Genomic DNA, 12155 nt, shown 5'->3' with positions numbered 1-12155 from the left:
TACCTGGACGGGAAAGGGGGGGTGCTATACTATCAGGGTTGCCCCGGAGGGGGCGGGTACAAAGGAGGTGCGCAAGTTGCGGCTGGTCACGTCCGAGTCGGTCACGGAAGGGCACCCGGATAAGCTGGCGGACCGGATCTCCGACGCCATCCTGGACGCCCTCATCGCCCAGGACAAGAAGGCCCGGGTGGCGGCGGAGACGTTGGTCACCACCGGGCTCGTTTTCGTGGCGGGGGAGATCACCACGGAAGGCTATGTGGACATCCCCAACCTGGTGCGCAAGACGGTGCGCGAGGTGGGGTACACCCGGGCCAAGTACGGCTTTGACGCGGACACCTGCGCCGTGCTCACCGCCATTGACGAGCAGTCCCCGGACATCGCCGGGGGGGTCAACCTCTCCTACGAGTGGCGGGTGCTGAAGTCCACCGACCCCTTGGACCGCACCGGGGCGGGGGACCAAGGGCTCATGTTCGGGTACGCCACCGACGAGACCCCCGAGCTCATGCCCCTCCCCATCACCCTGGCCCACCGCCTCACCATGCGGCTTGCGGAGGTGCGCAAAACCGGGCTCCTCCCCTACCTGCGCCCCGACGGCAAGGCCCAGGTCACCGTGGTCTACGAGGGGGACAAGCCCCTTTACGTGAAGACCGTGGTGGTTTCCGCCCAGCACTCCCCTGAGGTGGAGCAGGAGCAGCTTAGGGAAGACCTGATCCGCGAGGTGGTGCGCCAGGCGATTCCTCCCGAGTACCTGAAGGAGGGGGAGACGGAGTACCTCATCAACCCCTCGGGCCGTTTCATCCTGGGGGGTCCCCATGCGGACACGGGCCTCACCGGGCGCAAGATCATCGTGGACACCTACGGGGGGGCGGTGCCCCACGGGGGCGGGGCCTTTAGCGGCAAGGACCCCACCAAGGTGGACCGCTCCGCCAGCTACTACGCCCGCTACATGGCCAAGAACCTCGTGGCGGCGGGGCTTGCCCGCAGGGCCTTGGTGGAGCTCGCCTACGCCATCGGCAAGGCCAGGCCCGTTTCCCTGCGAGTGGAAACCTTTGGCACCGGCATCTTGCCCGACGAGAAGCTCACGGAGATCACCAAGAAGGTCTTTGACCCGAGGCCCTTGGCCATCATTGAAGAGCTGGACCTCCTTCGGCCCATCTACACCCCCACGAGCGCCTACGGCCACTTCGGCCGCGCTGGCTTCCCCTGGGAGGAAACGGACCGGGTAGAGGCTTTGCGGCGCGAGGCGGGCCTTTAGGCTTTCCCTTGCGGGCCCCCCGGGACCCTGCCCGGGGGGCTTAGCCGATTTCCACCCGGTTCTTCCCCTTCCGCTTGGCCCGGTAGAGGGCCTCGTCCGCCCGCTTGAGGAGGGAGAGAGGGGAGTCCGTAGGGGCGGCCTGGGCCACGCCGAAGCTGGCGGAAAGGCTAGGAACCGGGGGAACCTTGAGGTCCGCTATGCTTTGGCGGAGCCTTTCCGCCAGTGCCAGGGCCTGGGGGAGTTCGGTTTCCGGGAGGAGGACGGCGAACTCCTCGCCCCCTAAGCGCACCGCCCGGTCGCTTTGGCGGATGTGCCCTTCCAAGCACTCCGCCAAGGCCCGTAGCACCCGGTCCCCGGTCTCGTGGCCGAAGGTGTCGTTCACCGCCTTGAACCCGTCCAGGTCCAGGGTGATGAGGGCGAGGGGGCGGCCGTAGCGCTGTACCCGGAAAAGCTCCCTTTCCAGGATTAACTCCAGGTAGCGGCGGTTGCGCAAGCCCGTGAGGAAGTCGGTGTAGGCGTCCAGCTGGGCCTCGAGGTAGCCCTCCTTGATCCGGACCAGCATGTAGAGGAGGCCCACGTAGGCCAGGTTGGCCCCGAAGAACTGGGCCAGGGCGTTCAGGTGTTCCGGTTGGAGGTGGCCGCGGAAAGCCCCTAGGAGGGATAGGAGGAGGAGGGTGAGGAGGTAGAGAAGGGCCAGGCGCACCGCCTGCCGGGTTTGGAAGAAGAGGAAGCTGCTGAAGTAGACGAAGGGCACCCAGAAGGCGGCGGGGGAGAGGCCCATGGGGTTCGGGCGGAAGAGGAGCTGGTAGGCCAGGGTGGCGAGGAGGTACAGGGCGATGAGGGCGTGGGCGCTGGGCAGGACCCAGGAGGCGGAGCGGGGAAAGAACCAAAGGGAAGCGGCGAGGAGGGCGAAGCCCAGGGCCAAAACGGGCAGGAAGACCCGGTCCACGGGGTCCAGCCCTACCCTTTGGGAGGTAAAAAGGGCCACCAGGGCGAGGATGGCCCCTAGGGGCAGAAGCCCGAGGGCCATCCTCCTCCGGAGGGGGTTTAAGGGGTCCAAAAGCTCGAGGGTGGGTTGCAAGCTAACCCCAATATACCGCTCCCTGGGCAGGCCCATGCCCCCATCCTGCCAGGACCCTCCTTAACAGGGTCTTAACGTCCTAGTCCTCCAGGTAGGTGTACCCCTGGAGTTCCCGCATGTACCGTTCCAAGAAGGCCCCCTTCTCCGCCGGGGAGAGGCGGCTTTGCCGCACCAGGCGCTCCACTCCCTGGAAAAGTTCCCGGGAGGAAAACCCCATCTTCTCAATGACCTTTTCCGCTGTCTCCCCGGGGATAAAGCGCTCAATGGCGAAGCCTTCCTCGTCCACCACCACGTGGGCTTCGCCCACCTGGCCGAAGAGGTTGTGGTTGCTTCCCAGAACGTCCTGGTAAGCCCCCACCAGGAAAACCCCCAGGTAGTAGGGCTCCCCGGGGCGGATGGGGTGGACGGGGAGGCTTTGCCGCACGTCGTGGAGGTCAATGAAGCGGTCTATCTTGCCGTCGGAGTCGCAGGAGATGTCCACCAGGGTGGCCTGGCGGGTGGGGAGCTCGTGGAGGCGGGAAAGGGGCACGATGGGGAAGAGCTGGTGGATGGCCCAGGCGTCGGGGAGGCTTTGGAAGATGGAGAAGTTGCACACGAGCTTGTCGGCGAGGAGCTTTTCCAGGTCCTCAAACTCATCGGGGGCGTAGGGTAGCTCCCGCACGATGCTGTACACCCGCCGGGCGACGTGGTAGAAGATCTCCTCCGCCAAGGCCCGGTCCCTCAGGGAAACGAGGCCCAGATCGTAGAGGGTTTGCAGGGTTTCCTTGTCGGCGAAGGCGTCGTGGTAGACCTCGCGGAAGTTTTTGGCGCTCAGGCTTTGCAGGCTCTCCCAAAGCTCCTTGACCAAGGGGTGGGCCTCCTCGGGCGGGGGCTCGGGGCGCTTTTCCCCTGGAGGGGTGATGACGTCAATCACTTCCAGGACGAGGACCTGGTGGTAGGCGGTGACCGCCCGCCCCGATTCCGTGACCAGGGTGGGGTGGGGCTCGCCCTGGGCCTCCACCACCTCCTTGGTCACGTAGACCAGGTCCTCGGCGTACTCGGGGAGGGTGTAGTTGGCGGAGGCGTAAAAATTGGTCTTGGAGCCATCGTAGTCCACGGCCAGGCCCCCGCCCAGGTTTAGGTAGGCGAGGGGCGCCCCGAGCTTCCTGAGCTGCACGTAGGTCTGGGCTGCCTCCCGCACCGCCATCTTGATGCGGCGGATGTCCGTCACTTGGCTCCCGATGTGGGCGTGGACCATGACCAGGGCGTCCAGGAGGCCTTCCTCCTTCAGGATCTCCACCGCCCGGATGATCTCCGGGGTGGTGAGGCCGAACTTGGCGTTCTCTCCCCCGGAGGCCTCCCACTGCCCCGCCCCCTTGGCCTTTAGCTTGTAGCGGATGCCGATCTGGGGCTTGACCCCGAGCTCCTTGGAAAGCCGCACCACCCGGGGGAGTTCGGCGAACTTTTCCAGGGTGATGACCACGTTCCGCCCCAGCTTCCGCCCCATGAGGGCCAGGCGGATGAAGTCATCGTCCTTAAAGCCGTTGGTGGTGATGAGGGCTTCCCGGGAGAGGTCCTGGGCCAGGATGAGGGCGAGCTCCGCTTTGCTCCCCGCCTCGAGGCCGTAGTGGTAGGGCCTTCCCGCCTTGGCCACCGTTTCCAGCACCAGGCGGCGCTGGTTCACCTTCACCGGGTAAACCCCCCGGTAGCCCCCGGTGTAGCCGTACTTCTCCATGGCCCGGCGGAAGGCCTCGTTGAGCTCGCGGACGCGGGCCTCGAGGATCTGAGGAAAGCGGAGCACCAAGGGCAAGGGCCTCCCCTCGTCCCTTAGCGCCTCCACGATCTCCAAAAGCGAGGCGGCGGGGCCCTCGGGGCCCAAGGGGGTTACCTCCAGCTCCCCGTCCCGGCCCACGCGGAAAAACCCCGCCCCCCAGTAGGGCACCAGGTAGATCTCCTCGGCTTCTTTGGGGGAAAAGCGCCTGGCCGTCTTCAATCCGGGTCAACCTCCGCCCTTGAGTGTAGGACGGAAGGCCCGGGTTGTGAAGGGCTCACGTAAAGGTAACCCTCCCCTTCGGGCAAGGGACCTTCCGGGTCCACCAGGTAGAGGAAGGCTCCCCCGGGCTCGTTCACCACCACCCGCCCCCTTGCCCGAAGGAGGGGGCGTAAGGGTTCCGCCGCCTGGAAGGCGAGGGGCATGGGCCCAACCTCCTCCTCCACCTCCTCCAGGAGGTCCAGCCACTCCCGAAACGCCTCGGGGGTCACCTCCTCCGGCACCCAAAGCCGCACCGCCCCCCTTTGGTTCCCGAAGAGGCGGAAACGCCTGAGGAAGCGGCGCAAGACCCGCCTTTCCTCCCCCGAGGGGCGGAAGGTGAGGTGCTTGTGGCCGAAGACGCTGAAGCGGAAGCTCGGAGGGGCCAGGGCCCGGAGGCGGCCTATCGCCTTGGGGTCCCCCACCCGGTGCCACCAGGAAAGCTCCACCGTGGGGAAGGCCTGGCGGTAGGCCTTGAACCCCCCAGGATACCCCCTGTAGCCCTTGAGCCCTTTAAGGAGCACCTTCCTCCTGCCAGGCTTCCAGAAAGCCCAGGCCCACCCGGGCCATGAAGGGGGTGATGGTGTGGCCCGTGCCCTCCTCCACGTACCGGGCCAGGCGGCCTTCCCCGTAGTGGGGCCTAAGCGCCTCCAAGGTCTTCTCCATGCGGGCCAGGGGGACGATGAGGTCCTTGGTGCCGTGGAGGTGCAAAAGGGGAACGTTCCCGTAGGCCTCCCCCTTGAGGGCGGGGGGGGTTTGGTAGAGGGCTTCCACCTTGGGGTCCTGGATCTCCTGCCCCTGGGGGAGCTTCATGGGAAACCCGGAGCCGATAAAGGCCAGGGCCGCCCGGGGCCGGAAGCCTTCCGAAAGGAGGAGGTGGAGCACGAAGGCCCCCAGGCTTCCCCCAGCCAGGAAAAGGGGCAGGCCATACCGCCTCCTGGCCTCCTCCGCCACGGCCCAGGCCTCCTCCTTATAGCCCAAGGCCACCTGGTAGACCTCCTCCACGTAGCGGGGGCTTTTGGCGGAAGGGGGGCTTCCCCTTTCCCCGTGCCTGGGGGCGTCAAAGGCGAGGAGCAAAAACCCCCGCTCGGCGTAGCCGGGAAGGAGGGAAAGGATGTGCTCTTTGGACCCCTGCAGGCCGTGAAGGGCAAGGAGGAGGGCCTTGGGCGCCTCGGGGAGGTGGGCCAGGACGGGAAGGCCGGCCAGGGTGAGGGTTTCTTCCCGCATAGGGCTAGGTGAAGAGGCTGGACACCGACTCCCCCCGGTGGATGCGCCAGATGGCCTCGGCGAAGAGGGGGGCCACGGTGAGGGTCTTGAGCTTGGGGCCTTCCTTGGGCGGGCAGGTGTCCGTGGCCGCCACCTCCTTCACCGGGCTCTTGGCGATGCGCTCCAGGGCGGGGCCCACGTAGACCCCGTGGGTGGCGGCGGCGTAGACCTCCCTGGCCCCCGCTTGGAGGAGGGCCTCCACCGCCTCCACCAGGCTCCCGGCGGTGGAGATCTCGTCGTCCACGATGAGGGCGGTCTTCCCCGCCACCTCCCCCACCAGCATCCGTACCCGCACCTGGGTGTCGGAAACCCGCTCCTTGTCAATGAAGGCCAGGGGCAGGCCCAGCCTGCGGGCGAGGGAGCTTGCCCGCTTGATGTCCCCGGCGTCTGGGGCCACCACCACGGCGTTTTCCAGGTCCACCTGGGTGGCGAAGTGGTTGGCGATGACGGGCTCGGCGGAGAGGTGGTCCACGGGCACCTTGAAGAAACCGTGTACCTGGGGGGAGTGGAGGGTCATGGTGAGGACCCGGTCGGCCCCCGCCGTCTGCAGGAGGTCGGCGATGAGCCGGGCGGCGATGGAGATGCGGGGGGCGTCCTTCTTATCGCTCCGGGCGTAGGAGAAGTAGGGGATGACGGCGGTGACCCGGGCGGCGCTGGCCCCCTTGGCGGCGTCAATCATCATGAGGAGCTCCATCAGGTGGTCCTGCACCGGCGGGGTCAGGGACTGGACGATGAAGACGTCGCCTTCCCGGAGGCTTTCCTCGTAACGCACGAAGAGGTTATCGTTGGCGAAGCGAAGGGTGGTGCTCTTGCCCAGGGGAAGGCCCAGGGCCTCGGCGATGGCCTGGGCTAAGGGGCGGTTGGACTGGCCGGAAAAGATCAAAAGGGGGCGGTCCATGCCGTTCCCCAAGATACCATGCCCCCCTAAAGCGGGGTAAGCGCCGCCTGTTTGGGCGTGGTCACCTCGGGGCCCGTGGGGTGGAGGTAGACGTTCACCTCCGTGCGCACGCCGAAGGTTTCCAGGTAAAGCCCGGGCTCCACGGTGAAGGCAAGCCCCGGCACCAAGGGGCGGAAATCGTGGGTTTCCAGGTCGTCCAGGTGGGGGCCAGACCCGTGCACCTCCTCCCCCAGGTTGTGCCCGGTGCGGTGGCGGATGTAGCCCCCGTACCCCCCTTCCAGGAGGACCTGGTGGGCCACCCGGTCCACCTCAAAGCCCTTGGGGTAGCGCCCCTTTTGGTACGCCTCCGCCACGAAGCGAAGGGCGGCCTCCCGGGCCGCCACCACCTGGTGGAAGGCCTTGTGGGCCGCCTCCTTTGCCCTATACTCCGCCATCCAGGTGATGTCGGCGTAAACCCCGCCCGCCTCCTTGGCCCAGAGGTCCAGGAGGACCACGTCCCCTTCCCTCAGGGGCCTTTCCGTGGGGGCGTGGTGGGGGTTGGCGGCGTTTTCCCCGAAGGCCACCATGGGGGGGTGGTCAAAGACGAGCCCCCTTTCCTCCAGGACACGGACCAGGACCCCTTGCACCGCCTTTTCCGTGGCCTCCGGGTGTTCCCGGAGGAAGCTTAGGGCGAGCTCCTTGGCCACCACGAGCCCCGAGGCCGCCCGGCGGTGGCTTTGGAGCTTCTCTTCCCCCCAGGTCTGGAAGAGGAGGAGGAGGGGCCAGGAGGAGGCGGCCTCGAGGCCCAGGCCCCTTAGGAGGTCCAAGGTACCCCCGTCCACCCGGGAAAGGTAGGGGATGGCCCCGCCCGGCACGTACTCTAAGGCCACCCGCCGGGCCCCCTCCAGGGCTTCCCTTAGGCCCGTTAGGAAGCCTTCCCAGGTGTGGTAGGTGCGCCGCCTGCCGGGCAGTGGGGGGAGAAGGCTTTCCTCAATGGCGTGGCAGAGGAGGGTGGGCTCCCCCTCCCGGGGGATGAGGTAGGCCAGGCGGCGGGTGAGGTGGAGGCCGCTTAGGCCCAGGACCTCGAGGGCCACCGGGTTGCTCCGGCCAAAGGTGTAGAGGAGCCAGCCGTCTAGCCGCTCCTCCCGTAGGGCTTCCTGGATGCGGGCAAGCTCCATGCCCCTATCCTCACCCCTTGGGAGGGATTTGGGAAGTGTGGTATGCTCCGGCCATCTATGAAACGCCTTCTAAGGCTTTTGGCCTTGCTGTTGGCGGGTGCGGCGGGCCTCCTCGTCCTGGCGGGGGTCGCCGGGTTCGTCTACCTCCGCGCCTCCCTGCCCCAGACGGAGGGGCGCATCGCCCTTAAGGGTCTTACTGCCCCGGTGGAGGTGGTGCGGGACCGGCACGGGGTGGTGCGGATAAGGGCGGGTAGCCTATGGGACCTCCTCTTCGCCCAAGGCTTCGTCCATGCCCAGGAGCGGCTTTGGCAGATGGAGTTCCAAAGGCGGGTGGGCCAGGGGCGCTTGAGCGAGGTCCTGGGGGAGGCTACCCTGGCCCAGGACCGCTTCCTCCGCACCTGGGGGTTCTACCAGGCGGCGAAGAGCGCCTACGAGAGGCTTTACCCCGAGGAGAAGGAGGCGGTGGACGCCTACGTGGCCGGGGTGAACGCCTTCTTGGCCTCGGGGGCCCCCTTGCCCCCCGAGTTCGCCCTCCTCGGCTTCCGCCCCGAGCCCTGGCGGGGGCCTGACGTTTTGGTCTGGGCCAAGATGATGAGCTTTGACCTTTCCGGGAACTGGGAGGAGGAGCTTTTGCGCCACCGCCTCCTCGCCCGGGGGGTGAGCCCGGAAAGGCTTTTGGAGCTCCTTCCCCCTTACCCCGAGGACGCCCCCACCGTTCTTAGCGCCGAGGACCTGAGGCTTCCCCTAAGGCGGGAGGAGGCCCCAAGCGCCCTTCTCCCCATGGCCCCGCCCCGCTTCCTCGAGGCCAGCAACAACTGGGTGGTGGCGGGGAGCCGCACCGCCACGGGGAAGCCCTTCCTGGCGGACGACCCCCACCTGGGCCTCCAGGCCCCTTCCCTCTGGTTCCTCATGGCCCTGGAGGCCCCGGGCTACCGGGCCGTGGGCGCCTCCTTGCCCGGGGTCCCCGGCATCGTCATCGGCCGCAACGAGCGCATCGCCTGGGGGGTGACCAACGTGGGGGCGGACGTGCAGGACCTGTACCTCCTGGAAGAGGTGGGGACGGGCTACCGCTATAGGGGCCAGGTCCTCCCCTACCGGGTGCGGGAGGAGGTGATCCGCATCAAGGGGGGGAGGGAGGAAAGGCTTAAGGTGCGGGAAACCGTCTATGGCCCCGTGATCACCGATGCCCTCGCAGACCCTCCCAAAACCCCCATGGCCCTCCGATGGGTGAGCCTGGACCCGGAGGACCACATCCTCATGGCCTATTTGGGCATTAACCGGGCCAAGAACTGGGTGGAGTTCCAGGAGGCGCTAAAGCTCTACTCCGCCCCCAGCCAAAACTTCGTCTACGCCGATATAGACGGCAATATCGGTTACATCGCCCCGGGGAAGTTCCCCATCCGCAGGGAGGGGCACACGGGCATGGTCCCCGTGCCCGGGAACGGGGCGTGGGACTGGCAGGGCTACCGCCCGCCCGAGACGTGGCCCATGGTGCTGAACCCCAAGGAGGGCCTCCTCGTCACCGCCAACCACAAGGTGACGCCCAAGGGTTTCCCCTACGCCCTCACCTACGACTGGGCCGAGCCCTACCGGGCAGAGCGCATCCTGGAACTCCTAAGGGCCAAGGAGAAGCTCACCCTGGAGGACATGAAGGCCATCCAGCAGGACCAAAAAAGCCTCCTCTTTCGGGACTTTCGCCCGGTCCTTTCCCTCCTTAACCCCCTTTCCGAAAGGGCCCGTGCCTGGCGGGAGAGGCTTCTCGCTTGGGACGGCACCATGGCCCCCTCCTCCGAGGAGGCCTTGGTCTTCGCCCTCTGGTACACCGAGCTCACCCGCCTTCCGGAAAAGGAAGTGGGAGAGGCCCACTGGGACGAGCCCCGCTACCTCCTAAAGGCCCTTAAGGAGGGGGATAAGAACTGCGACCAGCCGGAGACCGAGTACCCGGAAACCTGCCTGGACTACGCCGCCCTTGCCCTGGAGAGGGCCTTGGACCGGAAGGAGGCCCTTAAGGCCAAGGCCTGGGGGGAGGTCCACCGGGCGGCCTTCCGCCACCCCGTCCTCACCCACACCCCCTTGCGACGCCTCTCCGACCGCCAGGTGGCCTTTGGCGGGGACCGGTACACGGCGAACGTGGGCCCCTTTGACCCCCAAAGCCTCACCATGGGACACGGGCCGAGCTACCGCCAGATCGTGGACCTTTCCAACCCCGAAGGCTCCCTCTTCGTCCACCCCATGGGCCAGTCGGGCCACCTCCTCTCCCCCCACTACGCCGACCTCCTTCCCCTTTGGGCGAGGGGGGACTACCTTCCCATGGCCTTCTCTGGGGAGGGGAGGACCCTCCTTCTGGAGCCGGGCCGCTAGCCCTTTTCCTCCCCGTTTTCCAGGCTCTGGAAGTGGGCCAGGGTTTCCCGCACCTTCTCGTGCACCCAGTAGGCCTTGCGGCCAAAGAGGAGCTCTATGGCCTCGTCCACCGCCTCCACGGCGTAGAGGTGGAACGTGCCCTTCTCCACAGCCCCCACCACCTCTTCCCGCAGGGTGAGGTGGGGGAGGTTGGCCTTGGGGAGGACCACCCCTTGGGTGCCCGTAGGCCCCAGGGCCTGGCAGATGCGGAAGAAACCCTCCACCTTCTCCGCCACCCGTCCCACCGCCAGGACCCGGCCCGTCTGGTCAATGGCCCCGGTCACCGCCAGGTCCTGCCTTAGGGGGAGGCCCGAGAGGGCGGAGAGCACGGCCAAAAGCTCGGCGAGCCCCGCCGAATCCCCTTCAATCCCGCCGTAGCTCTGCTCAAAGACCAGGCTCACCGTGGCGGAAAGGGCCCCCACCTGGGCGTAGGTGCCCCGGAGGTACCCGGCCAGGGTGAGGACCGCCTTGTGGAAGACCTGGCCGCCCAGGCCCACCTCCCGGTCAATGGAGAGGATGCCCTCCCGCCCGGGGCCGGCCTGGGCGGTGATGCGCACGGGGCGCCCCGTGGGCCAAGGGCCTTCCACCACCACGAGGCCGTTTACCTCCCCCACCCGCTCCCCCTGCACCTCCAGGGCCACCACGCCCTCCTTGAGGTCTTGCAGGTAGAGCTCCTCTTCTAGGCCAAACCGCTCCTCCCGGGCCCGCAGCGCCCTTTGCACCGCCTCCCGGTCCAGGGGCTTGCGGTAAGCCTCCGCCTCCTTGGCCAGGTCCAGGAGGCGGAAGAGGCGGGCGTCCAGCCGCCCCTGGTGCCCTGCCATGCGCCTGGCCTCGTCCGCCAGGGCGGCGAGCCCCTCGGGGGTGAGGGCCACCCCCTCCGCCTCCAAAAACCCCCCCAGGTAGGCCACGTTCTCCTCCGTGTAGGGGATCTCCGGGGCGAACTCCACCCGGAAGGGGAATAATTCCAGAAACTCCTCGTCCTCCTCCAGGAAGGCCATGACCTCCGGGGGGCCCACCAGGAAGACCTGGGCCTTGAGGGGGGCGGGTTTGAGCCTTGGGCCCCTCACCTCGGGCCGGGGGGCGAGGGGCTCCACCTCCCCCGTGGCCAGGGCCCTTTTCAGGAGGGGGTAGCTTCCGAGCTCCAGGACCCGGTGGGCCTCGAGGACCAAAACCCCCCCGGTGGCCCGGTGGAGGGCCCCGGGACGCAGGAGGCCCAGGTGGGTGGTGAGGGCGCCTTCCCGCACCTCGTACTCCAGGTGGCCGAAAAGCCGTTCTGGGGTGGGGTTGGGTTCGTGGACCACCCGCACCCCCCCTTCCACCAGGAGGCGGGGAAGGAGTTTTTCCGCCTCCAGCGCCTCCTCTAAAGCCGCGGCGCGCAGGAGATTTTCTAGAAGCCAATGCAAATAGTGCCCCGCTTGGGGGAAGCGGCCCTTTAGTTCCTCCGCCTTGGGCAGGAGGAACCGCTCGGCGAAGCCCCGCCTGAGGGCGGCCACCTGGGCCTGGGCCTTCTGCCGCAGGTCCACGTAGGCCAGGATGGTCTCTTCCAGCCTTGCGGAAAGCTCCGGGGGCAGGGGGCCTTGGCCGGAAAGGGTAAAGCCGCCCTCTTCCGCCTCGAGGGTGAACCCCTTTTCCTTGGCCTCCTCCGCCAGGGCCTGGAGGAGGGCCTCCGCCTCCTTCTCGTAGCGGGCTTCCACCAGGCTTTTGGCGTAGAGGAAGCCCTTTTCCCGGAAAAGGCTAGGGGTGAACTCGGCGAGGAGGGCCTCCACGCCCTCCACCAAGGCACGCCCCTCCCCCTCCGGAAGGAGAAGGGGAAAGGCCTCCTCCCCCAGGGGGAGGTAGACGAGCTCTTCCTTGGGAAAAGCTTTGCCTTCCAGGTAGGCGAGGAAGCGCTTGCGCTTACCCAGGCCGCTTGGCCCCACCAAATAGCCGTGCCCCCCTTGGTGGAAGGCGCTTTCCAGGGCCTTTAGGGCCCGCTCCTGGCCGAAGAAGGGAGGGGCGGGCCTGGGCTTCGTGGGCGGGGTGAACCAGGTGAGGTGGAGAACCCGCATCGGCCCCCACTATACCCGGGAACTGGGCCCTTCGGGCCTAAG

9 protein-coding genes are annotated in these 12155 nt (G+C 67.5%); 2 read left to right on the top strand and 7 right to left on the bottom strand.

All coding sequences use genetic code 11. From position 1 onward, the window contains the following. Window positions 1–76 precede the first annotated feature (76 nt). Window positions 77–1255, top strand: coding sequence for a methionine adenosyltransferase (metK, locus tag A0O31_RS05015; protein WP_071677924.1), 1179 nt, complete (start codon window positions 77–79; stop codon window positions 1253–1255). A 40-nt stretch (window positions 1256–1295) separates the two neighbouring features. Here the strand turns inward: metK and A0O31_RS05010 are convergent, their stop codons facing one another. From A0O31_RS05010 to A0O31_RS04985, 6 genes are all read right to left on the bottom strand, one after another. Then, window positions 1296–2336, bottom strand: coding sequence for a GGDEF domain-containing protein (locus A0O31_RS05010; protein WP_071677923.1), 1041 nt, complete (start codon window positions 2334–2336; stop codon window positions 1296–1298). A 79-nt stretch (window positions 2337–2415) separates the two neighbouring features. After that, entirely contained in the window at window positions 2416–4308 is a 1893-nt protein-coding gene (gene speA / locus A0O31_RS05005; protein WP_071676927.1) for a biosynthetic arginine decarboxylase, read from the bottom strand. Further along, window positions 4305–4868 (bottom strand): DUF72 domain-containing protein, encoded by a 564-nt coding sequence (locus A0O31_RS05000; RefSeq protein WP_071676926.1) that lies wholly within the window; start codon window positions 4866–4868, stop codon window positions 4305–4307. Before A0O31_RS05000 ends, speA begins: the two co-directional genes overlap by 4 nt. Further along, a complete protein-coding gene (locus A0O31_RS04995) occupies window positions 4858–5571 on the bottom strand; it encodes an alpha/beta hydrolase (protein ID WP_071676925.1) in 714 nt (237 codons plus the stop codon). Before A0O31_RS04995 ends, A0O31_RS05000 begins: the two co-directional genes overlap by 11 nt. 4 nt (window positions 5572–5575) lie before the next feature. Beyond that, complete coding sequence (locus A0O31_RS04990) at window positions 5576–6508, bottom strand: ribose-phosphate diphosphokinase (protein ID WP_071676924.1); 933 nt, start codon at window positions 6506–6508, stop codon at window positions 5576–5578. Window positions 6509–6534: 26 nt separating this feature from the next. Then, window positions 6535–7665, bottom strand: a complete 1131-nt coding sequence (locus A0O31_RS04985; protein ID WP_071676923.1) for a M24 family metallopeptidase — start codon at window positions 7663–7665, stop codon at window positions 6535–6537. A 57-nt stretch (window positions 7666–7722) separates the two neighbouring features. Here A0O31_RS04985 and A0O31_RS04980 point away from each other — a divergent pair, with 57 nt between their 5' ends. Further along, on the top strand, window positions 7723–10026 hold the full coding sequence (locus A0O31_RS04980; RefSeq protein ID WP_071676922.1) for a penicillin acylase family protein: 2304 nt from the start codon (window positions 7723–7725) through the stop codon (window positions 10024–10026). On the opposite strand, the gene A0O31_RS04975 is transcribed toward A0O31_RS04980, so the two are convergent. Then, window positions 10023–12113: an AAA family ATPase gene (locus A0O31_RS04975; protein WP_071676921.1), complete on the bottom strand. Its 2091-nt coding sequence runs from the start codon at window positions 12111–12113 to the stop codon at window positions 10023–10025. The genes A0O31_RS04980 and A0O31_RS04975 overlap by 4 nt on opposite strands. Between the last annotated feature and the right edge of the window lie 42 nt (window positions 12114–12155).

Origin of the sequence: Thermus brockianus (assembly GCF_001880325.1) — a bacterium.
Taxonomy (GTDB): Bacteria; Deinococcota; Deinococci; order Deinococcales; family Thermaceae; genus Thermus; species Thermus brockianus.
The sequence above is the reverse complement of the archived record's forward strand: the minus strand, read 5'-3'. Positions and strand labels throughout refer to the sequence as shown.

What these genes read in the sequence shown, in the direction of transcription:
- A0O31_RS04985 (WP_071676923.1), bottom strand. Translation starts at nt 7,665, where the DNA reads ATGGAGCTTGCCCGCATCCAGGAAGCCCTACGGGAGGAGCGGCTAGAC.
- A0O31_RS04975 (WP_071676921.1), bottom strand. Translation starts at nt 12,113, where the DNA reads ATGCGGGTTCTCCACCTCACCTGGTTCACCCCGCCCACGAAGCCCAGG.
- A0O31_RS04980 (WP_071676922.1), top strand. Translation starts at nt 7,723, where the DNA reads ATGAAACGCCTTCTAAGGCTTTTGGCCTTGCTGTTGGCGGGTGCGGCG.
- A0O31_RS04990 (WP_071676924.1), bottom strand. Translation starts at nt 6,508, where the DNA reads ATGGACCGCCCCCTTTTGATCTTTTCCGGCCAGTCCAACCGCCCCTTA.
- A0O31_RS04995 (WP_071676925.1), bottom strand. Translation starts at nt 5,571, where the DNA reads ATGCGGGAAGAAACCCTCACCCTGGCCGGCCTTCCCGTCCTGGCCCAC.